The 25,717-nt window shown below is 38.8% G+C and carries 16 protein-coding genes; 11 read left to right on the top strand and 5 right to left on the bottom strand.

Features of this window, described 5'->3' with window-relative positions:
• Nucleotides 1–94: 94 nt before the first annotated feature.
• The 5 genes from eno (at nucleotide 95) to ctlX (ending at nucleotide 6,547) form a co-directional block, all read left to right on the top strand.
• The gene (gene eno, locus CWD91_RS09170) at nucleotides 95–1,387 is read left to right on the top strand and encodes a phosphopyruvate hydratase (protein ID WP_103440693.1); all 1,293 of its coding nucleotides are present in this window, start codon (nucleotides 95–97) and stop codon (nucleotides 1,385–1,387) included.
• 152 nt (nucleotides 1,388–1,539) lie between these two features.
• Nucleotides 1,540–3,081, top strand: a complete 1,542-nt coding sequence (locus tag CWD91_RS09165) for a glycogen synthase (protein WP_103440692.1) — start codon at nucleotides 1,540–1,542, stop codon at nucleotides 3,079–3,081.
• Nucleotides 3,082–3,206: 125 nt separating this feature from the next.
• Nucleotides 3,207–4,490: a citrate synthase gene (locus tag CWD91_RS09160; RefSeq protein WP_103440691.1), complete on the top strand. Its 1,284-nt coding sequence runs from the start codon at nucleotides 3,207–3,209 to the stop codon at nucleotides 4,488–4,490.
• A 101-nt stretch (nucleotides 4,491–4,591) separates the two neighbouring features.
• Nucleotides 4,592–5,506: a dimethylarginine dimethylaminohydrolase family protein gene (locus CWD91_RS09155; RefSeq protein ID WP_103440690.1), complete on the top strand. Its 915-nt coding sequence runs from the start codon at nucleotides 4,592–4,594 to the stop codon at nucleotides 5,504–5,506.
• Nucleotides 5,507–5,617: 111 nt separating this feature from the next.
• Complete coding sequence (gene ctlX, locus CWD91_RS09150; protein ID WP_103440689.1) at nucleotides 5,618–6,547, top strand: citrulline utilization hydrolase CtlX; 930 nt, start codon at nucleotides 5,618–5,620, stop codon at nucleotides 6,545–6,547.
• A 9-nt stretch (nucleotides 6,548–6,556) separates the two neighbouring features.
• On the opposite strand, the gene CWD91_RS09145 is transcribed toward ctlX, so the two are convergent.
• Together CWD91_RS09145 and CWD91_RS09140 are read right to left on the bottom strand one after the other, a co-directional pair.
• The gene (locus CWD91_RS09145; protein ID WP_103440688.1) at nucleotides 6,557–8,041 is read right to left on the bottom strand and encodes a BCCT family transporter; all 1,485 of its coding nucleotides are present in this window, start codon (nucleotides 8,039–8,041) and stop codon (nucleotides 6,557–6,559) included.
• A 158-nt stretch (nucleotides 8,042–8,199) separates the two neighbouring features.
• Nucleotides 8,200–8,625 (bottom strand): hypothetical protein, encoded by a 426-nt coding sequence (locus CWD91_RS09140; RefSeq protein ID WP_103440687.1) that lies wholly within the window; start codon nucleotides 8,623–8,625, stop codon nucleotides 8,200–8,202.
• 201 nt (nucleotides 8,626–8,826) lie between these two features.
• On the opposite strand from CWD91_RS09140, the gene argS reads away from it, so the two are divergent.
• The 4 genes from argS to CWD91_RS09120 all read left to right on the top strand — a co-directional run bounded on the left by argS (nucleotide 8,827) and on the right by CWD91_RS09120 (nucleotide 17,932).
• Complete coding sequence (gene argS, locus CWD91_RS09135; protein ID WP_103440686.1) at nucleotides 8,827–10,611, top strand: arginine--tRNA ligase; 1,785 nt, start codon at nucleotides 8,827–8,829, stop codon at nucleotides 10,609–10,611.
• Between the two features lie 215 nt (nucleotides 10,612–10,826).
• The gene (locus CWD91_RS09130; RefSeq protein ID WP_103440685.1) at nucleotides 10,827–13,094 is read left to right on the top strand and encodes a LamG domain-containing protein; all 2,268 of its coding nucleotides are present in this window, start codon (nucleotides 10,827–10,829) and stop codon (nucleotides 13,092–13,094) included.
• 145 nt (nucleotides 13,095–13,239) lie between these two features.
• A complete protein-coding gene (locus tag CWD91_RS09125; protein WP_103440684.1) occupies nucleotides 13,240–14,508 on the top strand; it encodes a Gfo/Idh/MocA family oxidoreductase in 1,269 nt (422 codons plus the stop codon).
• Nucleotides 14,509–14,530: 22 nt separating this feature from the next.
• A complete protein-coding gene (locus CWD91_RS09120; RefSeq protein WP_103440683.1) occupies nucleotides 14,531–17,932 on the top strand; it encodes a DUF1080 domain-containing protein in 3,402 nt (1,133 codons plus the stop codon).
• A 206-nt stretch (nucleotides 17,933–18,138) separates the two neighbouring features.
• On the opposite strand, the gene CWD91_RS09115 is transcribed toward CWD91_RS09120, so the two are convergent.
• The 3 genes from CWD91_RS09115 to CWD91_RS09105 all read right to left on the bottom strand — a co-directional run bounded on the left by CWD91_RS09115 (nucleotide 18,139) and on the right by CWD91_RS09105 (nucleotide 22,306).
• On the bottom strand, nucleotides 18,139–20,700 hold the full coding sequence (locus CWD91_RS09115) for a TonB-dependent receptor (RefSeq protein ID WP_103440682.1): 2,562 nt from the start codon (nucleotides 20,698–20,700) through the stop codon (nucleotides 18,139–18,141).
• Nucleotides 20,684–21,592: a FecR family protein gene (locus CWD91_RS09110; RefSeq protein ID WP_103440681.1), complete on the bottom strand. Its 909-nt coding sequence runs from the start codon at nucleotides 21,590–21,592 to the stop codon at nucleotides 20,684–20,686. Before CWD91_RS09110 ends, CWD91_RS09115 begins: the two co-directional genes overlap by 17 nt.
• A 201-nt stretch (nucleotides 21,593–21,793) precedes the next feature.
• Nucleotides 21,794–22,306 (bottom strand): RNA polymerase sigma factor, encoded by a 513-nt coding sequence (locus CWD91_RS09105; RefSeq protein WP_103440680.1) that lies wholly within the window; start codon nucleotides 22,304–22,306, stop codon nucleotides 21,794–21,796.
• Nucleotides 22,307–22,420: 114 nt separating this feature from the next.
• Between CWD91_RS09105 and CWD91_RS09100 the strand changes: the two genes are divergently transcribed.
• Complete coding sequence (locus CWD91_RS09100; RefSeq protein WP_103440679.1) at nucleotides 22,421–24,181, top strand: hypothetical protein; 1,761 nt, start codon at nucleotides 22,421–22,423, stop codon at nucleotides 24,179–24,181.
• Between the two features lie 139 nt (nucleotides 24,182–24,320).
• Nucleotides 24,321–25,658, top strand: a complete 1,338-nt coding sequence (gene ffh / locus CWD91_RS09095; protein WP_103440678.1) for a signal recognition particle protein — start codon at nucleotides 24,321–24,323, stop codon at nucleotides 25,656–25,658.
• Nucleotides 25,659–25,717 lie beyond the last annotated feature (59 nt).

Genomic DNA, 25,717 nt, shown 5'->3' with positions numbered 1-25,717 from the left:
TTAAACCGCCAATAAAGCTAATAATAGTGGGGTGAAAAGCGCTTCCTTTGCTATATTTGCATATTAAATTAACTAAAAAATAAAAGTAAGACATATGAGTATCATCCTAAGTGTTCATGCAAGACAAATTTTGGATTCAAGAGGTAATCCAACAGTAGAGGTAGACGTAATTACGGAAAATGGAGTTATGGGTAGGGCAGCAGTTCCGTCTGGAGCTTCTACAGGTGAACACGAAGCTGTAGAGCTTCGTGATGGAGGAAAGACTTTCATGGGTAAAGGAGTTGGTAAAGCTGTAAATAACGTAAATACGGTTATTGCTGAGGAGATTCTAGGTATGTCGGTTTTTGAACAAAATTTGGTAGACCAAACGATGATAGATTTGGATGGTACGCCCAATAAATCAAAATTGGGTGCCAATGCTATTTTGGGTGTTTCCCTTGCAGTTGCCAAGGCAGCTGCCAACGAATTGGGATTGTCCTTGTTTAGATATGTAGGTGGTGTTAGTGCCAACACCTTGCCTGTTCCAATGATGAATATTATCAATGGAGGTTCACATTCGGATGCTCCTATAGCTTTTCAGGAATTTATGGTGATGCCCGTTAAGGCCAATAGTTTTTCGCACGCCATGCAAATGGGTACGGAAATTTTCCATAACCTTAAGAAAGTTTTGCACGATAGGGGTCTTAGTACGGCAGTAGGTGATGAAGGTGGATTTGCACCAAATCTTGCCGGTGGTACCGAAGATGCATTGGATACTATTGCAAAAGCAGTGGAAAAAGCTGGATACAAATTAGGAGACGACGTTATGATCGCCCTGGATTGTGCAGCTGCGGAATTCTATGTAAACGGAAAATATGACTATACCAAATTCGAGGGAGATAAGGGAGTAGTAAGAACTTCTGAAGAGCAAGCCCAATATTTGGCAGAATTGAGTGCTAAATATCCTATTATTTCTATTGAAGACGGTATGGATGAGAACGATTGGAAAGGTTGGAAGGCTTTGACCGATAAAATTGGAGATAAGGTACAGCTGGTAGGGGATGATCTATTTGTAACCAATGTAGAGCGTTTATCCCGAGGAATCAAAGAAGGTATTGCCAACTCCATCTTGATCAAGGTAAACCAGATAGGAACATTGACCGAAACCATTGCAGCCGTGAATATGGCTAAAAATGCTGGCTATACCTCCGTTATGTCTCACCGTTCAGGAGAGACTGAGGATAACACTATTGCCGATTTGGCCGTTGCTTTGAATACAGGTCAAATTAAAACAGGTTCTGCTTCAAGATCGGATAGAATGGCAAAATATAACCAATTGTTAAGAATTGAGGAAGAATTGGGAAGTACGGCCTATTATCCTGGGGTTAATGCTTTCAAGATAAAATAATACCACATATTTATTGTCATTAAAAAGCCATTCTAATCAGAATGGCTTTTTTTTTTAAATATAATGGAGGTTTGTTTACTTATCAGAAATAAATAATTATATTATCATACTTTTATTATTAAACCAAGTTGAACAACCAAATTCTAGATTAAATGAATAACTTTCTATTTGTAGCTGCGGAGAATGATGGTCTTCCCAAATGTAAGGCCGGTGGCATGGGTGATGTTGTTAGGGATGTTCCTAGGCAGATTTCGGAAAGAGGAGACATGGCGCACGTAGTAGTTCCTTCCTATTCAAGATTACACCAAAATGGAACTTTTATAACCAATTTAAACCTTAACCTGAGGGGAATGGTATATGTTGCTGAGTTGTACGAAGTGGTCCCTAAAAAGGAGTTTGCAAATTTACATCATTATGTAATTCATCATCCGGAAATTACAGCCGGAGAAATTGGACATATTTATCATGATGACCCGAAAGAAGCTTTTTATACGGATAATATTAAATTTACCATTTTCTGTACTGCCGTAGCTGAGGCCATTAAAGTTGGGGCTTTTGGAGAATTGGATATCGTGCACATGCACGATTGGCACTCCAGTTTATTGCTGTTTTTGAAAACCTACCACCCGGAATATCAGGCGTTAAAAAAAATGCGCTATGTCTATACCATTCATAACCTTGCGATTCAAGGAATACGTCCGTTCTATGATAATTATTCATCACTTGGGAATTGGTTTCCCAATGTTCCTTTAGATATACCAAGGTTAATGGATCATAGGTATCAAGACTGTATTAACCTAATGGCAGTCGGTATCCGGTTGGCAGATTCTGTTCATACGGTATCTCCTTCATACAAGGAAGATGTTCTTAGACCTAGCACACCACCAGAGTTTATAGGAGGTGAAAGTTTGGAATTGGACTTACAGGAAGCCAATAATCAAGGGAGGTTATTCGGAATTCTTAATGGTTCCAATTACAAGAATATTCGTGCGGCAGAAAAGGGATTACTGTATCGCAATACGGTAAAAGCTTTGTTTAGATGGTTGCAAGAGGAATCCAAAAAGTATAAGGCCGATTTTTTAGCGCATACGGGTGAGAAAGTAATGGAATATGTCACGGACAGGCCAAAATTCATAGTTTCAAGTGTGGCTCGTTTAACGGAACAGAAGTTTTACTTTTTTAAACGTTCTCCAGAGGCTTTTGTTGAAATTCTTAAACGACTCCAAAAAGTTGATGGAATCTTTATGCTCTTGGGTACGGGTGCGCCTGAATACGAGGAATTATTTCGCCAATTGAGCTACGAACATAAGAACTTCATATTTACCAACGGACAATCCGAAGATTTGATCGATTCCATTTACTTGGAGACCGATCTATATTTTATGCCCAGTTTGTTTGAACCTTGTGGCATTAGCCAAATGTTGGCCATGCGCAATGGCAACCCTTGTTTGGTACATAATACTGGAGGCTTGAGAGATACTGTGGAGCATATGAGAACAGGGTTCAGTTTTGATGGCAAGACCTATGACGATAAAATTAAAAATATGCTTGTTGCTTTAGATCAAGCTTTGGACATTTTTGTAAATGACAAACCAAAATGGAAGGAGATTCAGGACAATGCCAAAAAAATGAGGTTCACTTGGGAAAAATCCGTGGATGATTACTATAAATTTTTATATTCCATTAATCAATAGATTCACAATCATATTAGGTTTCGTGAAGATTTCATATTTATTCTATAAATAAGAATTCTTCAATTGTTAACCTTGGGTGTTTTTAGTATTTTTACGAATAATCGAATAAAACAGGGATTTAAGAAATGGCGAATAAGGCAAGTTTAGAATACAAAGGAAAAAAATTTGAATTTCCAGTTATAGAAGGTACTGAAAATGAATTGGCTATAGATATCAAAACTATGAGAGCCACTTCAGGAATGATAACAATAGACCCTGGTTTTAAGAATACGGGCTCCTGTGAGAGTGCCATTACTTTTTTGGATGGCGAAAAGGGGATTTTACGGTATCGTGGGTATTCTATTGAAGAATTGGCGGAAAAAGCCGATTTTTTGGAAGTAGCTTACTTGTTGATTTTTGGGGAATTGCCGAATAAGGAGCAATTGGCAAAATTCCATCATGATATTAAGGGCGAGTCGCATGTGGATGAGGAGATGAAGAAGATTTTGGACGGTTTTCCGAAATCTGCACATCCAATGGGTGTACTTTCCAGTTTAACCAGTGCACTTATAGCCTTTAATCCAACCTCTGTAAACGTGTCGTCCGAAAAGGAAATGTATTGGGCCATTGTTAGGATCTTGGCTAAATTTCCGGTATTGGTAGCATGGACTCTCAGGAAGAAAAAAGGATGGCCTTTAGATTATGGGGACGATTCTTTAGGTTATGTCGAGAATATTCATAAAATGATGTTCAAGAGACCTAGTCATAGGTACGAAACAAATAAGATTGTTATAGATGCCTTGGATAAATTACTGATCTTACATGCAGACCATGAGCAAAATTGTTCTACTTCGACCGTACGTATAGTAGGGTCTTCCCATGCAGGTTTATTCGCCTCTATATCCGCGGGCATATGTGCTCTTTGGGGCCCACTGCACGGTGGGGCAAACCAAGCAGTATTGGAAATGCTCGAGGCAATAGAAGCCGATGGTGGAGATACTAAAAAGTATATGGCCAAGGCCAAGGACAGGAACGACCCATTCCGTTTAATGGGCTTTGGACATAGAGTTTATAAGAATTTTGATCCAAGGGCAAAGATTATTAAGAAAGCTGCGGAGGAAGTATTGGCCGATTTGGGTATTGATGATCCTATTTTGGATATAGCCAAAGGTTTGGCCAAGGAAGCTCTGGAGGATAAATATTTTGTGGATAGAAAATTATATCCTAATGTGGATTTTTACTCGGGAATAATATATAGGGCCTTGGGAATCCCAACAGAAATGTTTACTGTAATGTTTGCATTGGGTCGCCTACCGGGCTGGATTGCCCAATGGAGGGAAATGAGATTGAAAAATGAACCGATTGGTCGTCCGCGACAAGTTTATATTGGAGAGACCTTAAGATCTTTTGTTCCCTTGGAAAAGAGATAAGTAAGGTGTAAATTATATTAAACTGCCCTTTGTGTATTTTTCACAAAGGGCAGTTTTTATTTATCAAAATAAGTATTTCTATCTTTACATAAAATTCAGGTATGCTAAAGTTGAATGTACAGGATGAAACTTCGCGCTTAAGATCGGTGGTGCTGGGAACTGCTAAAAGCTGTGGACCCATTCCAAAACCTGAAGAAGCCTACGATCCCAAATCATTGGAACATATATTGGCAGGAACCTACCCAGAAGAGGAGGATATGATTCGGGAAATGGATGGTTTTGCCAAAGTATTTGCCAAATATGATGTGCAGGTTTTTAGGCCTAGGGTTTTAAAGGATTGCAATCAAATATTTTCGAGGGATATAGCCTTTGTAATAGATGATAAGCTGGTGAAAGCCAATATTCTTCCAGATAGGGAAAAGGAATTTCAAGCAATCAGATTTGTGCTTAATAAAATTGATGATGATCAGATTGTTTATCCCCCAAAGGAGGTGCATATAGAAGGTGGTGATGTTATGCCATGGGGCGAGTATATTTTTATGGGAACCTATACGGGTGTGGACTACCCCGATCAAATTACTGCGCGCACGAATAAAGCTGCGGTAGATTTTATTGCCGGACAATTTCCGAATAAAAAGGTCAAATCTTTTGAACTTCGAAAATCAAATACCAATGCCCGTGAAAATGCACTGCATTTGGATTGTTGTTTTCAGCCGGTTGGAAAGGATAAGGCAATCTTACATAAAAATGGCTTTCTAAAGGAGGAGGACTATCAATGGTTGTTGAATTATTTTGGAAGCGACAATGTTTTTGAGATTAGCAAGGAGGAGATGTACAATATGATGAGCAACGTTTTTTCCATTTCCCCAACCGTAGTGGTTTCGGAGCGCAATTTTACCAGATTGAATAATTGGTTACGTAAAAATGGTTTTACGGTCGAAGAAATTGCCTATGCGGAGATAGCTAAACAAGAAGGTCTTTTGAGATGCAGTACCTTACCTTTGGTAAGGGATTAATTTAGTCCTAAATTTTTCCAAATGGTTCATACTGGGAATTAAATAGACTAATTTTGCGCAGATTTTACACGAAAGTGTTTTGTAATATCCAATTGAAAAGTGAATAAAAAAATGCAAGTTACCAATACCATATTGATGGTGCGCCCCGTAAATTTTCGAATGAACGAGCAGACCGCGGTTAATAATTATTTTCAGGAGGATCTTGATTTAAAAAATAGGGAAATAAATGCTAAAGCACAGGAGGAGTTTGATGCCTTTGTTTTAGCGTTAAGGGAAAAGGGAGTAAATGTTATTGTGGTAGACGACAAAGAGGACGTGGATACACCCGATTCCATATTTCCAAATAATTGGGTGTCCTTCCATGCAGATGGAACAGTGGGCATTTATCCTATGTTCGCAGAAAACCGAAGAAATGAAAGAAGGGAAGATATACTTGCCATTTTGGAACAAAGGGGATTCGTTATAGAAAATGTAATGGACTATGCTTCTGCGGAGGAGGAAGGCTTTTTTCTGGAAGGGACTGGAAGTGTTATCTTGGATAGGGTGAATGAAAAGGCGTATTGTGCACTTTCAGATAGGGCGAATGAGGATTTATTCATAGAGTTTTGTGAGGATTTTGAATATACCCCTGTTGTATTTACGGCCAATCAATCCGTGGCAGGAACCCGAAAACCTATTTATCATACCAACGTAATGATGTGTTTGGGAGAAACGTTTGCCGTAATATGTTTGGATTCCATCGACGACAAAAAAGAAAAAAAGAATGTCGTTAACCATTTAAAGCAAGATGGTAAAGAAATTATTGCCATCTCCGAAAAGCAAATGCACCATTTTGCAGGGAATATGCTACAAGTCTTGGGAATGGGTGAAAAACGCTATTTGGTAATGAGTACTGCGGCCTACAATAGTTTAAGAGATGAACAGGTACGGGCATTGGAAAAACATTGTGCTATTATCCATAGTTCTTTGGATACTATTGAAACCTGTGGAGGTGGCAGTGCACGCTGTATGATGGCCGAGGTGTTTCTGCCAAAAAAATAAGTGCTTAAATCATTTTTTTGAGCCGAGGGTGTACTTCCTATGGTGCCCCAATAGTTCCCTTAGAAAGACAAAGGTCATAAAGACCATAAAAAAAGCAAAGGGTAGTGAAGTTATTATCAATAGCTTTTGTGCAGCAATTAATACATCCACCTCCGGTCTTGCATTGCCCAATAGAATTAGGGCGATCGTTGCAAGAAAGATAAAAAGGGACCAAATTAAGCGATGCCTCTTACTGGGGTCTTTTTTGCCTTTATCCGAAAACATACTCAATACGAAAACAGCAGAATCTACGGAGGTTACCAAAAAACCGATCAATAATACTATGGTGGTAATATTCAGAAACGTGGAAAAGGAATAATTACCGAAAAATACAAATATGGAGGAAAACACCCCATCAAATTCGCCGTTGTAACTTCCCCATCCTTCTATAAGTTGAAAGGCCGAGGTACCAAATACCGAAAACCAAAAAAAGGTACCTAAACTTGGAATGATCAAAACCCCCAATAATAACTGTCTTAGGCTGCGCCCTTTCGATATTCTAGCAATAAAAATCCCGGTAAAGGGAGCCCAAGCCAACCAAAATGCCCAGTAGTAGAAGGTCCAATCGGTAAGAAAAGCTATACCGGGATCGTAACTTCCAATTGCCAAACTCAGGGGTATAAAGTCAATTATATACTGGAAGGTAGCGGTGATAAAATTGGTCATGACCATAGGAATGTCACTTTGAACAAGCGTAAAAAGCAAAACCGCCAATGTAATAAGGATGTTGACTTTGGATAATACCTGTATCCCCTTGTTTACGCCTTTCCATGCAGAATAGAACGCCAAAGCCGAAATAACGGTGGTGAGCAATAGTGTAGCAATTAGACCAAAATTAGAGGAGGAAATGTAATTAAGGCCACCGTTAATTTGGGTAGTCCCCAAGCCTATAGCCGCAACCAGCCCAAAAACGGTTGTCATAATGGTAAGCACATCTATACTTGTCCGAGCAGCTTTGTTTGGAATTATGTCTTCTATGGTTGAACTTACCAGTACTTTTTTCTTTTTAACAAAGAGATAATAACCAATAATCATTGCGAAAAGTCCGTAAAATGCCCAAGCGGTAAAGCCCCACTGGTAAAAGGTGAATTCCAAGGCAAGGATATTTGGGGACAAATCCGAAAGGTAAGGAGGGTTTTGCTGCATATAAGTGGGTTCCTGTACCGCCCGAAGTAAAATTCCCGCTCCCATTCCCGCACTGTAGAGCATAGCTGTCCAAGCCCAGATGGTGAACTCGGGTTTTTCATTTTTCTTTCCTAGTTTAATTTTCCCCAAAGGTGAAAGGGCAATTGCAATCAAAAGAAGAACACATCCCAGGCCAAGATATAAATAGAAATATCCAAAATGATTCCTCACCCAAATGGAAGTCGTTTCAATAACGTTATAGGTGGCTTTGGTGGCCACAAACACTATCAAAGTGGATATTGATAGAATTCCAATGGAAATGGAAAGCAATGGATATTTTCGGCAGGAATTAAATATTTTGATAATATGAATTTTTAGACAAGGTACTAAAAAGCGTCTTATTTTTTTAGGATGGATTTTGACGTTTATGGTATAATTTATATTCTTTTATACTATGGTGGACCGTAATATAATGGTATGGAGATATATTAAATATCCTCTATATTGGGTGGAGCATTGTCTGCCCTATGACCTAATAATTTGGTGAAAAATTTCTGAATGGCCTTGGTGTCGGATTTTATTTTTATAAAGTATTGGTCCCTATAAATGGTGTATATACCAATATCGGTCTTGTAAAGGGTAAACTTGTAATATGGGATAATAAGGCCAAATGTTTCCAGTAGGGACCGAAAACGAATTATGATTCCCTTTGGCCTCAATTCTATATTGCAGGAATTGGTATTGTTGTCTAAAATCAATAAATTTTTAATTTCGATGCTACTGTCCACAATGAATAATTTGGGAGAGCCTATTCCGTCCAATGCAAAGCGTTCTTTTAACGTAAAAGGTTTTCCAACTTCTTCGTCTATTTTTCTTGTAATTTCTTTATTGTTATAGGAAACGTTTAAAAGCATAGGTTTAAATGAGATAAAGACTTACTTGGCACACAACGGACCTTTAGGAAAATAAAGTTAAAAAAATCATTCCGCTTTATAATGGACATATGTGTAATATTAAGTGGCTGTTTAATAAGTTGCCTATGGCAATTACTTCAACGGGTACTAAGGCGAAAGAATAAAAATTGCTTAATTTTGCAGCCGTAAACAACAAAATTAATGAACATTCAAGAAGTCCTTGCCCAAAAGGTAAAAGAAGCCGTTAGCTCAATTTTTAAAGTTGATTTGCCCATTGTGGAATTTCAACCTACCCGAAAGGATTTTGCCGGTGATATTACAGCGGTTATTTTTCCAATGTTACGATTTGTAAAAGGAAATCCTGTGCAAATAGGGGAGCAAATAGGGCAGTACTTGAAAGATCAGGTAAATGAGGTGACCGATTTCAATGTGGTCAAAGGATTTTTGAATATTACCATTAGCAATGAATATTACCTCGATTTCTTTGCTGGTATAAGGAATCTGAAAGATTTTGGTTTTGTGGTCCCAGGGAAAGGAGAAGCTATTATGGTGGAATATTCTTCACCCAATACCAATAAGCCTTTGCATTTGGGCCATGTAAGAAACAATCTATTGGGATATTCCGTGGCAGAAATCCTAAAGGCTTCCGGTAAGAAGGTATATAAAACTCAAATCATTAATGATAGGGGAATCCATATCTGTAAAAGCATGCTGGCATGGCAACGCTTTGGCAAGGGGGAAACGCCGGAGATTGCTGGGTTAAAAGGGGATAAGTTGGTTGGGAACTATTACGTAGCCTTTGACAAGGCCTATAAGGCCGAAATTGCTGCCATGGTTTCAAATGGTGTAGATACAAAGGTCGCAGAAAAGGAGGCGCCTATCTTGTTGGAGGCCCAAGACATGCTAAGAAAATGGGAGGCGGGGGATGAGGAAGTGGTTTCCTTATGGAAAACTATGAACCAATGGGTTTATACAGGGTTTGACGTTACCTATAAAAACATGGGGGTCGATTTTGATCAACTTTATTACGAAAGCAATACCTATTTGCTGGGAAAAGATTTTGTTGAGGATGGGCTGCAAAGAGGTGTCTTCTTTAGAAAAGAGGATGGCAGTGTTTGGATAGACCTAACCGATGAGGGCCTTGATGAAAAAATTGTGCTTCGTTCAGATGGTACGGCAGTGTATATGACCCAAGATATTGGTACCGCAATACAAAGGGTGAAGGATAATCCCGATGTTGGTGGCATGGTCTATACCGTTGGCAACGAGCAGGATTACCACTTTAAGGTGTTGTTCCTTATCCTTCAAAAACTGGGATTTTCATGGGCTGAAAAACTGTACCATTTAAGTTATGGCATGGTAGATTTGCCTAGTGGAAAGATGAAGAGTAGGGAAGGTACCGTGGTGGATGCAGATGAATTAATGGACGATATGACCAGGACGGCAGCCGAAATTTCTGAAGAATTGGGTAAGTTGGAGGATTACTCGGTGGATGAGAAGCAAGAACTTTATAAAATTATAGGGCTAGGTGCTTTAAAATATTATATTCTTAAGGTTGACCCCAAAAAGAGAATTTTGTTCAATCCGGAGGAATCTGTTGATTTTCAAGGAAATACAGGACCATTTATTCAGTATACCTATGCAAGGATTCAATCTATTTTGAGAAAGGCCGAAGAATTGGAATATGACTTGAACAGTACTCCAAAGTTGGCAGATCTGCATGAAAAAGAGAAAGAGTTACTAAAACAATTGCAATTATTTCCAGATACAATACAATTGGCAGCGGATAACTTTAGTCCAGCTTTAATTGCGAACTACACCTATGATTTGGTGAAGGAGTTTAATTCCTTTTATCAGAATGTTTCTATATTGGGGGAGCAGGATGAGGACAAAAAGATCTTTCGTGTTCAATTGGCAAAGAAGGTTGCCGACGTTATTAAATCGGCCTTTGGCCTTTTGGGGATACAGGTGCCCGAAAGGATGTAAACAGTTCTGAGACTTCCTTGGCTAGTTAGTATTTTTGTGACTTAAATTTAAATTGTTCGGCATAGATATACTTCGAATGACTTCCTTGGACGAAATTTTATTTATTCTTAGTAAATTGCGTGGTTAACATAAATGCCCAATCTGGGATTATTACGTAAATATTGCTAAGAAGTAGTCCATTTTCTAAATTTTGTCTGTTGTTTTTACTTCTCTTAATGAAAGTGGGAATAGCACAGCAATATCATCTTCTTACGGAAGAGGAAAAATGGAAAATACGGCTACAATCTCACGTTTTAATAGATATAGATCAAATTACAACGGAAAATTTACCTGCTCTTCTTAATGGTAATACTCCTATTGCCCTCTATATTTCAGATTATCAAGAAAACCACCAACTACTAATAGAAAGCCTGATAGAGGAAAGGGATTCACTCATAGTGGTCGGGGACAAGGTTTTTGATGATGATGTTTTTTCTGATGCATGGCTACCTCAGATACCGCTTCAAAAGGTAGAAACAATTCAATTGGATACTCTTAACAATAGTGAGGGTTCCTTAATAGTGGCAGCAGCTAAGGAATTGTTGGCCTTAAAGATATTAAATCAGGAAAGTATAAATGATAGCATTTTTATAGCCTATTGGAATCAATTGGGAAAGATGCCCAATTTTATTCAAATTGACCATGAACTTTTCCATATAGCAGATAGTCTTGCCTTGATGTTAAATAAGAAAAACAAAGTATTTGGAGCTGTAAGATCTAAAGAGGGATTGTTATATGGGGTAAGTTTTAAAAACCATAAGAATCTTGTTGTCGACGGATATTTTAGTCTTCCAATAGATATAAAGGAGAACTTACCTGTATTTATCCCACATAAAGCCGGTTATTATTTTTCCCCTGATATTATTTACACAACTCCGGAAAATAGGAATAACCTAAAGGAATTCATTGGATTCCCCTTAGATTTTGAATATGGTTTAACCGATCATTTTGCGTTTGGGACTACAATAAAAAATTCGATCCGGAAAAATAACAAAGAACTGATCATTAATGCGGTAAGGATTCAGGTGGATGAAGTTCACGGTAAGGTAGGCTATTTTAGTAAAGGAGCCTATGTAGATGCCGGACTTGACAGTAGAACTGCATTGAAAGGAAGTTTTGCTATATCTGCTTGGGTAAAGCCTACTGTTCTCAGTAATAATAATAGCATACTGGGGAAAGGCGATAATTTTGTTTTAAAGCTACATGAGGGCTTATTGACCTTCACCATGGCCGATATCAAGGATTATATATCGGAGGCATCTCCTGTGCCTATAAATGAATGGACACATGTTGCCTTAGTACATTCGAAGCTGAACAATGAACTGCTTTTTTTTGTAAACGGCGTGCAGACCGATAAAATACAGCTCATTGAAGACTATGATACGTCCGACTATAATATTTTGATTGGAAGTAATTTATGGCAGGAGTTTTTTGTGGGATTCCTTACAAATATTAAAATATGGGAGCGTGAGCTGAATGCCTTTGAAATTGCTAAAGAATATCATAGAATAGAAATGAACAGTCCAACGGAATTATCACTTTATGGGATAATAGGAATTGTGGCTGCTGCAGTTTTTCTTATGGTCATGACCATTTGGCTATGGAGGAGGAGGGCGGCCAAGACAAGGGTGACCTCAATACGAAAGGAAAATAGAAAAGTGGGGGTAAACAGTGATTTCAAGAGATCGGATGAGGCTTCCGAAAAAATACTTTGTTTTGGTCCCTTGCGTATAATAACTTCAGAGGGTAAGGATATAGCCAAGAAATTGTCGCCCAAGCTGAAACAGTTATTTGTTATTGTTTTGCTACATAGCCTCGGGGATAAAGATGGAATCAATACCAAAAAACTTACGGAAGCACTTTGGCCAGGGGTAGGCCTCAAGAATGCGAAAAACACCAGAGGAACCAATATACAGAACCTCAGGGCTATTTTGTCCCTTACCAAAGAAATGAATTTGACATTTCGGGATAAAAATTGGTATTTGGAAATTGGCGAAGATTGTTTTTGTGATTATCAGGAGGTACTTAATTATTTAAATGACTTGGGCCGGAATGATATGTCGGTCGCCCATTTGGAAGAACATTTGCCTAAATTGTTCACTATTTTAAAGGAGGATCGTTTTTTTGTCAATATGAGCGATTCTTGGTTGGATCCCATTGTCGAAAAAATGAGCAATAGAATTATTGAATTCTGTTATGAAATATCAAAGAGGCTGGACATGGATAAGCATAGCTCCCTATTGTATGACCTGGCATCGGTAATGTACATCTATGATGATTTAAATGAGAATGCGCTCCAGATTAAATTGCAAATTCTTATTGGCCAGGGAAAATTGAGTTTGGCGCATACTGTGTACGACAATTTTTCCAGGCTGTATGAAAAGATATATGGTGAAATGTATACCGTTAAATTTGAGGATATGGTGGTTGGCAACACCCCATAGCGGACACTAGGAATTGAAATAAAATTCACATAATTCGTTGTTTTTCAATTTCATTACCCCAAATATTACCCCCTATTTTACGCATTGTAGTTTTTCTTTGTAGTTTTAAATATCAAAACTTCAAATAATTAATAGAATAGAATCAATGGAGAAAAAATCAACCAGCCGCAGGGATTTTGTAAAAAGGTCGTTAGTGGCAGCTGCAGGTATCAGTATTATTCCAAGACATGTCATGGGGGGAACCAATTTTATTCCGCCCAGTGATCAATTGACCAAGGCGATAATTGGAGTTGGAGGCATGGGCCAAGGACATTTGGATTATGAAGGAACAAGACTATTGGCTATTTGTGATGCTGATGCGAATCACCTGTCAAGCACTCTTCAAAAAGTAGGAAGTGGGGTAAAGGGATACCGCGATTTTAGGGAAGTTTTGCAAAGACCTGATGTTGATATCGTTCATATTGCTACTCCCCCGCACTGGCATGGTCTTATGTCCATTATGGCTGCGGAGGCAGGTAAGGATGTTTGGTGCGAGAAGCCCATGACAAGAACCATTGGTGAGGGTAAAAAAGTAGTGGAAGCCATGCAGCAGCATGGAAAAATGTTCCGTTTAAATACATGGTTCCGTTTTAAGGATAATTTTTACGGAATGGGTACACCTGTAAAAAAGTTGAAGAAGGTAGTGGATAGTGGTGCCCTGGGTTGGCCGTTAAAAGTGACCATAAGCGGTGTTACCGGTTTTAATTGGAAATTCTATTGGGTAGGCAAGGAAAATCTAACGCCTCAGCCAGTTCCTGCTGCACTGGACTATAACATGTGGCTAGGGCCAGCTCCTGAAAAGCCGTATCATCCCCATAGGGTGCATGGCACCTTTAGGGGTTATTGGGATTACGATGGCGGTGGATTGGGAGATATGGGCCAGCATTATATAGATCCTGTACAATACTTTTTGGGCAAGGATAATACCAGCCCTGTAAAAGTAGAGGTAGATGCCCCTGAGCAGCATTATGATGCCATTGGTACTTGGCGAAGAATTGTCTACACCTATGCCGATGGCTGTCAAATTATTTTGGATGGCGCAAATAGTGATAAGGATGCGGCGTACATCGAAGGGCCGAATGGCAAAATATATAACGGTTTTAAATCTACCATTCCCAATATTGAGGGGTTAATAGATAGTATTCCAGATCCCGAGGAGCAAATTACCGTTTTCTCGGAATCGGTGAAAACCAGAAAGAAATTTGCTCTTAATGAAGAAAATGGCCACCGTTCGGCCACTGTGGTGAATATGGGTATTATTGCCTTGCGATTGGGTAGAACTTTGGAATTTGATCCGGTAAAACAGGAATTCATCAATGACGAGGAAGCCAATAGATTAATAGATCAACCAATGAGGTCCTCTTGGGCTTATTAACCAATTAATTAGAATTAATAAAATGAATACATTATTTAAAATTATAGCTGTGCTAATGCTATTTGTTGGTACACTTACTATAAGCGCACAGGATAATAGAACCTTGGACACCAAGGTGGCTGATATTTTGATGCAGTTACCGACGGAAGACCTGGGGCATTCCGATCGCCTAATGCAGGAAATAATCGACTTAGGTGAGAAGGGTATCCTGAAATTCACGGAGAAGCTTGTACCTCTTGGTAGTGGAGATGATACCAAAGCAAGGTACGCCATACAGAGTGTAGCTATATACAGTGGTGGGCTGCAATCCAAAATACAAAACAGTGTTGTTGAAAATGCCTTGCTGAAAGCCTTGGAGTCTTCGTCCAACAAAGAGGTGAAAACATTTATAATGGACCGGCTAATTTATGTTGGAACAGAGGTAAGCATACCGGTATTAAACAAGTATCTGTCCAACAACGATTTGTTTAAACCTGCTCTGGCGGCTTTGACCTCAATTGGCACTACGGATGCTGCTTTGGCCATTTTGGAAGCTACCGAGGTTGAGGATGCAAATAAACAGGCAGCTTTTGTAGAGGCTTTGGGAACCTTGCAATTTGCTCCTGCAGAAGAAGTTTTGAAAGCTAGGGTTAATTCATCCTCAAAAATAGTTCAACAAAGGGCCTTAATGGCATTGGCGGAAATTGCCAGTCCGAGTTCTTATGAGGTACTCGAAAAAGCTGTCGGGAATTCTGCATATCAATTGGATGATACAAAAAGTATTATTGCCTTTATACACTATGGAAATAGATTGCAGAAAAAAGGAAATACAATATTAAGCAATACCGTGGCCAACGCCATACTGAAAAATTGCAAGATGGACGGCCAATTACATTTTCGGTCTGCGGGAATACATATATTAAGTGCCAATGAAGGAACCTCCTTTACCAAGACACTGTTAAAGGAATCCAAGAATGGCAATAAGGATTATGTAGGTGCCGTTTTGGACGCCGCCAGTTCCGATCTATCACCCAGTGAAGTTGCACTTTGGGTAAAACAGTACAAGAAGTCATCCACAGAAATTAAACCACTAATCATTCGGATGCTTACTAAAAGTGATGCAGCTGTAGTTTTTGAAAAGGTTATTTTAAACGCGGTAGCGGATAAAGATGCTTCGGTACGTGAGGCTGGAATAAAAGCTTTGTCCTATCAAAATAAAAGCAAGGCCTTGCCGGTTTTGTTCAAGAGTTTAAGGTCGGCTACATTACCTGTGGAATATATTGCTATCGAGGAAACCTTGTTGAGGTTGGTCGATGCCAAGGATAGTCAATTATTGGCTGGTCAACTTGCCCATGTCAATGATGCGGGCAAGGAGGTATTGATTAATGTCTTGGCCGCCAGAAACGCAACGGATCAATTTAATACATTAACTGCAGTTGTAGAAACTGGAAGTGAAAACGTTATAGCAGGGGTATACAGGGCTTTGCCATCCATTTCAACAGAAAAGAATTTTTCAACCTTAATAAATCTTTTGGACAAGACAGAAAAGCCGGAAAACATAAAAAATGCCCAGATAGCCATACTTGGAATTCTGAATGAAAGTAATGGTAAATTTTCAGATGCTGTATTTAAAGAATATAAAGGAGCGGCGGATAAGTCTAAATTGTTGCCTGTATTGGCTTCTTTAAGTAGTCAAGAGGCATTGGAATTAGTTTCCCAAAGGCTTTCTACGGGTAATGAAAGCGAGAAAATGATTGCTTTGGACGCACTTGCAAGCTGGAAAAACAATGATGCTTTGCCGTATTTGTTTAAAACAGCCACTGCTAGCACTGATGGAGCTATAAGGAAGAATGCTTTTACTAATTATCTTGCCAAAGTGAGAAAATCGGATTATCCAGCAGATCAGAAGTTGCTTTTAGTGAGGAAATTGATGCCCGAAGCCAAAACCATCTCAGAAAAAAAGCAAGTGTTATCAGCAGCCCAAAGTATAAAAACTTTTCTTTCCTTAATTTTTGTATCGGAATATTTAGATGACCAAGAGTTGTTGACCAGCGCTTCCAATGCAGCTATTGCCATAGCCTTGCCAACTCCTGGTGTACAGGATGGCCTAAGCGGCGAAATGGTTAGGGATATAGTGTCTAGAAGTATCGATAATCTTACTGGCCCTGATAGTCAGTATATCAAAATTGATGTAAAGGAATTTTTGGATAAAATGTCCAATGAAAAAGGCTTTGTATCAATCTTTAATGGAAAGGACTTTACAGGATGGGAAGGATTGGTGCAAAACCCAATTGCCCGTTCCAAAATGTCCTCCAGAAAATTGGCAGAGGAACAGGCCAAAGCCAATGAGCAAATGATGAGGGATTGGTATATTGAAAATGGAGTGATCGGCTTTAAAGGGGAAGGATATAATAATATTTGTACGGTAAAGGACTATGGTGATTTTGAAATGATCGTGGATTGGAAGATTACCAATGGCGGTGACAGTGGTATTTATCTTAGAGGCACGCCCCAGGTACAAATTTGGGATATAGCTCGAGTGGATGCGGGTGCGCAAGTTGGTTCAGGTGGCTTGTACAACAACCAGAAACATGAAAGCAAACCGTTACAGGTGGCCGACAACCCTATAGATGAGTGGAATACCTTTAGAATTAAAATGGTAGGTGAGCGAGTTACCGTACATTTAAACGGAAGCTTGGTCACGGATAATGTAGTTTTAGAGAACTATTGGGACCGCAAACAGGCTATTTTTGCCAAAGAGGCCATAGAATTGCAGGCGCATGGAGAAGATTTGGGCTTTAGAAATATTTATTTAAGAGAGATTGGTTCTGGTGATGATCAATTAACAGAGGCTGAAAAGAATGAAGGATTTAAGTCTTTGTTGAACGGAAAAAATTTAGATCATTGGATCGGCAATAAAACCGACTATATCATGGAAAATAATGAGTTGCTGGTACGCCCAAAAAGAGGTGGACATGGTAACTTGTTTACGGCTGAAGAATATTCAGATTTCATTTTCAGATTTGATTTTAAGTTAACACCTGGAGCCAATAACGGTTTGGGCATTCATGCTCCCTTGGACGGGGATGCTGCCTATGATGGCAAGGAATTGCAGATTTTGGACGACACGGCTGAAATATATGCCAACCTAGAACCTTACCAATACCATGGTTCTGTATATGGAATAATTGCAGCCAAAAGAGGTGCTCTCAATCCAGTAGGGGAGTGGAATTCGCAAGAAGTGATTGTTAAGGGGAATCATATTAAAATAACCTTGAATGGTACCATTATAGTGGATGGAGATTGGAAAGAAGCTTCCAAGAATGGGACGGCTGACCATAAAGATCACCCTGGTTTAGAAAGAAATACTGGACATATTGGTTTCTTGGGACATGGTGCCGAACTTGCCTTTAGGAACATTAGAATTAAGGATTTGGGTAAGTAATTTGATTTTAATTAATACAAGCCGGGAGTTTTATAAAGCTTCCGGCTTTTTTGTGGCTATAATCCAAGGTAAAGGAATTTAAAATCAGCCTACTTCCAATAGTTATCGGGATTTTGGTTCGTTTTTTGGGCGATGCAAAAAATGAACAGAACACGAACTGTGAGATCCTATATTCCAATACAGCCTTAACTTTGGAGATGGACCCACTAAAAGCTCATTCGGAAACTAAAGTTGGGAGTAATGCCAAGGGAGACCCTTTCCACTGTTTCAATTTCGTTTTGATCGTTCAGCCGGTAATAGGTGTTCAAGATATTTTTTTTGTTCAATATATTCAATACTGATGCACCAACGGAAGATTTTATACCGGAACTAATTCTAAAGTTATAGATAATTGAAGCATCGGCCCTTAGGTAAGAGGGCAGTCTACTGCTGTTAGGCTCCTCGTAGTTGATTTTGTTGGGAAAAACATTTAGTATTATGGAATTGTTCCCCTCCTGCGGTTTGGTGTATGGTTTTCCTGTATGATAATTTGCGCCAAGGCCCATTCTAAAATTTTTATAGGTATAGGTTCCAGCAAAAGTTATAGTGTGTTTTATGTCTAGATTATTGGGGAATTTGTTAGGGGTTATATTCTCAAAAGTGTAATTGTTGGTATTATAAGCATAGCTAAACCAAGTGCTATAGGTGGCCGTTTTTTTGTTGATTAAAAATTCGATACCGGAAACATCATACTTTCCTATTTCGCCACTAAATTGATCCTGATTTTGAAATCCCTGTGTAGCGGTGCTTATGCCGTCCACCTTTTTGTAGAACCCTTCAATTCCAACATAAAGCGTGTTTTTGTCATAGTTAAGTCCTAAGGATATTTGTTTGCTTTTGGTTATGGGCAAGATGTCGTCATCGGATAGTATCCAACGCCTTTTTTCAATTCCCAGGAAATTCTGCTCCAAGTCAATTATTTGGTTGGTGGTCTGACTTTTGAACTCTCCCAATAATTCGGTCTTAAGACCATCGGCCAAGGTGTAATTGATGTTTAATCTAGGCTCAAGGATAATTTTCTCAAACGTTTTAAAGGTTTTGAGGTTTTTAATGTAGTTTAATCTAAGTCCTCCTCTGGCTATCAATTTTTTATTATTGGATTCATAATCCAACTCCGAAAAAAGGGAATGGGTAAGTATTACCCCTTTGATATTGCTTTTGTAAGGAGGTTGGCTAACTTGGGTATAATTGGTGATGCCTACTTCGTTCAATTGATAGCCATTGAGCCATTTAAGTCCTTTTCCCAATTTATAATTGGTATTTAGCTTTACGGCCTTTTCCAAAACCTGGTTACTTTGAAAAAGTTGTTGGGATTCCGAAGGAATATTTTGGGAGTCCAAGTTGTAGCTTGTGTAGTAAAGGTTTAGATGGGTACTCCATTTGGAATTCCATATACTTTCCAGGCTTCCCCCAAAGGAAAGGTTGGATTGGTCCAACAAACTTGTTGCCGTGCGATCCTCTGTTTTTTCGGTGTACTGAAGGTGATTGTTGGTGTTGATAAAGCTTATTCTTACTTTTTGATTTTCACTAATGTCATAAAGCAATTTGCCTGTAAAATCATAAAAGTAAAAATCCTCGTTCCGCACAATGTTTTCGTCGTCGGATGAGTTGTCATTGTCCTTAACTTCACTATCCTGAAAAACCTTATCAAAAAATCGATTGTAGGTTGGGGTGTTTATAAAATCTGTGGTAGAACGTCTTCCTGAAAATTGAACGGAAACTTTTTCTGAAAGGGGGAGATGTCCGTACACATCGCCGCTTAATAGATTAAATCCTGCTCCTCCAACGAAAGAATCGGTTAAATTGTTCCTAGTTCTAATATTTATAACACTGCTCACCCCATCTCCATATTGAACGCTTGTTCCATTTTTTATAATGTTTACCTTTTCTATCAAATTAGGGTTAAAAGCGGATATGAGGCCAAAAAAATGTCCGGAATGGTACATCTTTATCCCATCCCACAGTACCAAATTTTGGTCGTTTGTACCTCCTCTTACGTTTATATCGGATACGGTCTCATCAACACTCTTAATGCCTGGTAAAGCCTGTATGGTCTGAAGAACATCTGGTTCTATTAGACCAGGTAAAATTCCAAATTTGTCCGTATTTAATTCTATGCTGGCATCAGGTTCCTTGGTTATACCTGTGGTTAGGAACTGATAAACAACCACCTCTTCAAGTTGTTGGTAGTTGGGTGACATTAAGATGGTCTTGCAGGGATTGTTTCCTGTTAGTTCTTCCGCGGTTAAATATTTAGTTTTAAATCCAAGGTGTTTAATCGCGATATTGGCATTTCTGGGAACTTCTGTTAAATAGAACCGTCCTTCCAAATCTGTAATTTGGGAAACACTGTTGCCCAAAACTTCCACGGTGGCATTCATTATAGTGCTATTCTCAAAATTGTCAACTACATTGGCGCAGATATCCACGAAGTTAGGTTTGGATATGGCAAAATAACGATCATCCAATTTGGTGATTTCTAGTTGGGTCTCCTTGCGTAGTTCCTCTATTATTTCAGGTAATAAATTGGTATCCGGAACGGTTATCTGTAAGAGTTGTAAATCTTCATCTGCATAGGAGAATTTAATGTTAAATTCCCTTTCCAGTTCCTCTATATAGCCAATCAGGTTTGCTTTTTGAGCAAAGCTTTCCTGTGCTCTAGTGGTGAAAGAAACTAGACATATATACAGGCCAATAAGAAATACATATTGTTTATGGCGTTTCAGCATAGAATAGCACTTTATTCCCCTCTAATTTATACTTCATTTGAGAAGGAGTACTTATACTTTGCAACGCTAAATCTTTGTTGGTATTGCTAAAGGACCCAGTAAATAATTGATCGGTATCAATATTTTGGGTGGTGACCATTAAATTGAACTGTCTTTGGAATTCATCCAGGACATATTTCAATGGAATACTCTTGAAATTACTTTCGTTGCGTATCCAGGATGGTTCCTTAATATTTGGAATTTCCAAGGCCTGCACTTCACCATTGATGACTACCAAAGAATTTCCAGCAGGAAGTTTAACCTCTTTTTTGTTGTAGACAACACTTACCAAGCCTTCATAACAAGCAACTTCGAAATAGCCTTTTCTGTTTTCTACGTTGAACTGTGTGCCCAATACCGTAACGGTTCCATTGTCTGTAGTCACCGTAAAACGTTTGCCTTTGGCAACTTTAAAAAAAGCTTCCCCGTTCAGTGCTATATTTCGTTTGTTATCCCAATTCTTTTTACTGTAAGAAATTTGCGAATCCGCATTTAATTGAACTTCCGATGCATCGGGAAGCACTATTTCTGCCCTTTCTGCATATTGGGTGCTAACTTCTTCGTTTAAGGTACCATAATATAAAAAGGTGGCCGTAAAAATCAAGGCTATGGCTGCAGCAACGCTCAAATACTTCTTAAAAGGATTTAGTTTAACTACTTTACTCTCTTTGGAAGTCTTTTGCTTGTTAAGGTCTTCCCACGCTTTTGCCATGTCAAAATCCGGGCCAACCAAATTATCGGTGGCCTTACGTAGTTTTTCATACGAGGCGTACTCCTTGGACTCTTTAAATTTAACGACCTCCTCTTCAGAAAGTTCGTTGTTGAGCCATTTTGCCAAATAATTTTCTTGCATGGTTTCTAGCTTTATATAAGTATAACAATCAAAAATTAAAATACCCTACTTTTAAAATAACAATTATTATTGGTAATGAGAAATTAGCATTGAGTATTACTTATTGGGACCGCAGGATAAAATGAAAATTTTATAACCCTTAAAAGCATAAAACAATCCAAATAGTTCGTTTACTCATTAATTAGTTCTCATTTCTCTCCTTTATATGCCTTCAATTTGATCTCTAAGCGTTTTTAAGGCCAAGTGCATCCTTTTTTCAATAGCTTTTACACTTACCCCTTCCAAATCGGCGATTTCAGCATATTTCTTTCCGTCGATCCTATTTAGTAAAAATGTTGTGCGCTGGTTTTCAGGCAAGGCCTGAAGCACCCGCTCCAATTTTTCTTTATACTCCTGTTCCTCCATTATAAAGTCAGGGGATTCATGCACTACGGCATTGGTATCCGGCGCATATTTTAATCTAACCTTTTCGGCCTTTATAACATTGAGATATAAATTGTTGGCAATGGTATATACATAGGACTTTGCCTTTTCCGGAGCGACCTTGGAACAGTTCTCCCATAATTTTATAAAGGCCTCCTGAACAACGTCATACGCTTTCTCTTCGTTGCCGAACTTATAATATATGTAATTAAAAACCGTTTTGGAATGGGTGCTGAAGATGGAAGCGTAAACTTCATCCTCACATACATGTTCTTCTTTGATAGCTTTCAATCCTTCTTGTTTTTTATTTTTTCAAAGATATTTTAAAAAAAACGAAATATTGGGTAGGGTATTTTAAAAGTGAGTTGTTTTAGATATATACGAACAAATAAAAACCAAATCGTTATGAAAAAGTTTATGTCTTATTTAATGTATGGGAGCCTACTTCTAGTGGCATTAAATTTCACCTCTTGTCAAGAGGAGTTTGAAGAATTGCCTGGAGAAGATAGCCAGGAAGCCATAATGGCAAGTTCCAGTACTGGACAACTTATACAAAGAACCTCTTCCAAAGATGGTTCCTATGATAATATAGTGGATGGTGCCAGTTGTTTTGCAATCAACTTTCCCTATATAGTAAATGTTAATGGCCTGGAAGTTGAAATAGATGCCATTGAGGATTTAAAGTTGATAAAGCAACTTTTTAATGAAGTGGAGATTGATGATGATATTGTGAATATTGTATTTCCTATAAATATAACCTTATCGGATTACACTGAAATTAAGATAAATAACAGGGAGGAATTGCGTGAAAGAGCCAAGGAGTGCATTGAAGGTGGGGATGACGACGATATTGAGTGTATAGATTTTGTGTATCCAATTGTGGTTTATTCCTTTGATATTAATCTTCAACAAACAGGGAATGTAACTGTAGAAAACGATATGCAACTAAGACGCTATTTTGCGGAGCGTGGTGATGATGACCTACTTAGTTTTGATTTTCCTATTACATTGGAATTATATGATGACACTAAAATTAGTGTGAACAATAATGCTGAGTTGGCCCATGCCATTGAAACTGCAAAAAGTGAATGTGATGAGGATGATGATAATGATTTTCATGATAATGACTTTACGCAAGAGCGTTTGGAAGAATATCTTGTTGCCTGTCCTTGGTTGGTGCGGGAAGTGTTCAGAGCCAATTTGGACAACAGCGATCAATACTTTGATTATGTAATGAACTTTACTGATGATGGTAAGGTAGTTATGAGAGATAGGATAGGTAATAGCCTTACCGGTACTTGGAGCACCAGGATTGGTGACAACAGAGTTTTGTTGAAACTTGAATTTGAAGCTTTGGCCGATTTCAGTTTGGAATGGTTTGTATATGACTTGGACTATGGTAAGATAAAGTTATATGCAGGTGAAGGGGAGAAAATAATAATGAAAAAGGCATGTGATATTGTGGACAATACGCCTGATACCTTAAGGGAAATATTAAAGGAATGTAGCTGGGTCATTAAAAAGGTGAAGCTTAATAACGAAGAGGTAGATAGACTTTTAGGATATGAATTTAATTTTCATGCCGAAGGAGTGGTTACTTTAAGCAACGAGTCCAATATTTCTGAAGGGCAATGGGCTATTACTACCAATGCACAAGGACGTTTGGTGATGGCAATTACAATGGGTGACGAGCCTGGTGTGAGTTTTGAGTGGTTGTTATCCGACCTTAGGGACAAACGCCTGAAGTTTAGTATAGAAGATGAAAATTATGAACTTATCCTGGAAAGGGTTTGTGATAACAATGCCAACGACGGAGATGTTCCGGAGATAAGGAATATTCTGATGGGTGGAGAATGGTTAGTGGCCAAGTATATGGTTGGTGACAATGATGAAACTCAGAATTTCGCGGCATTTACCTTTGCATTTCAGGCAGAACTTGCCGTTAATGTTACCACAGGAGAAACTGGACCTACCTACCCAGGACTATGGAGAATAATTAGGGATAGCGAAGGAGAATTGAAATGTTATCTTAATTTTGGCTTGGCAACTGCTATGCAGGTTTTAATGGACGATTGGAAAATTGTTTCTGTCTCCAGTAGCCGAATTGAGCTGAAAAATATTAGCGGAGATAACACCACGGAAATCCTGGTCTTCGAAAAGAAATAAAAATTTTGCCCCAATTTTTGGAAAAGGGTGGCTTCTTTAAGAAGCTGCCCTTTTTTTTGCGTTTATATTTTTCACCTCGGGCTTCAGACTTACGGCAGTTATTCTTAAATTTGCGCTTTCTTGATAATACAGTAAGACTATGTTCGATAATTTAAGTGAAAAGTTAGATAAGGCGTTACATGTTCTAAAAGGACATGGGCAAATTACGGAGATTAATGTTGCGGAAACCTTAAAGGAAGTGCGAAGAGCACTTTTGGATGCGGATGTCAACTTTAAAATAGCAAAGGAGTTTACCAACAAGGTCAAGGAAAAGGCATTGGGGCAGGACGTATTAACCTCCCTTCAGCCGGGCCAATTAATGGTGAAATTGGTAAAGGACGAACTTACGGAGCTAATGGGCGGTGATGCTGAAGGCATCAATCTGTCTGGAACACCTTCCATTATCCTAATGTCCGGTTTGCAAGGTTCCGGTAAAACTACCTTTTCTGGGAAATTGGCCAATTTTCTTCAAACTAAAAAGAATAAGAAACCTTTGTTGGTAGCCTGTGATGTTTACCGACCAGCGGCCATAGACCAACTTCATGTTGTTGGTGAGCAGATTGGGGTAGAGGTTTTTTCCGATAAAGGCAACAATGATCCTGTGGCCATATCCAAGGCAGGTATAGCCCACGCAAAGGCCAATGGTTTTAATGTTGTTATTATAGATACAGCGGGTCGTTTGGCCGTGGATGAGCAAATGATGACTGAAATTGCCAACATTCATAAAGCCATTCAACCTCAGGAGACGTTATTTGTGGTCGACTCCATGACTGGTCAGGACGCAGTTAATACGGCAAAATCGTTTAACGATGTACTTAACTTTGATGGTGTTGTACTAACAAAATTGGATGGGGATACCCGTGGTGGAGCTGCAATTTCCATTAAGTCGGTTGTTAACAAGCCCATTAAATTTATTGGTACCGGAGAAAAGATGGACGCTATAGATGTCTTCTATCCTTCCCGTATGGCGGAGAGGATCCTAGGAATGGGAGATGTGGTGTCATTGGTGGAAAGGGCCCAAGAGCAGTTTGATGAAGAGGAAGCAAGGAAAATTCAAAAGAAAATAGCCAAGAACAAATTTGGTTTCGATGATTTTTTAAGTCAGATCCAGCAGATAAAAAAGATGGGTAGTCTTAAAGATCTTATGGGTATGATCCCGGGTGCGGGTAAGGCTTTGAAGGGATTGGATATAGATGATGATGCCTTTAAACATATAGAGGCCATTATACATTCCATGACACCTGATGAACGTTCTACGCCAGCGAAATTAAATGCAAGTCGGAAAAAGAGAATAGCCGCGGGTAGCGGTACCAGCATTCAGGAGATAAATCAATTGTTGAAGCAGTTTGACCAAATGAGCAAGATGATGAAAATGATGCAAGGTGGCGGAGGTAAAAAAATGATGCAAATGATGGGTGCTATGAAGGGGATGAAGTAGTATTGTTCTTATTTGGTTGGCAGTTTGCAGTTACAGTTGGCAGTTGATTTAAGAAGCTG

The sequence above is a fragment of the Arenibacter hampyeongensis genome, from assembly GCF_002909255.1.
Lineage (GTDB): Bacteria > Bacteroidota > Bacteroidia > Flavobacteriales > Flavobacteriaceae > Arenibacter > Arenibacter hampyeongensis.
This window is presented reverse-complemented; position numbering and strand designations above follow the sequence as displayed.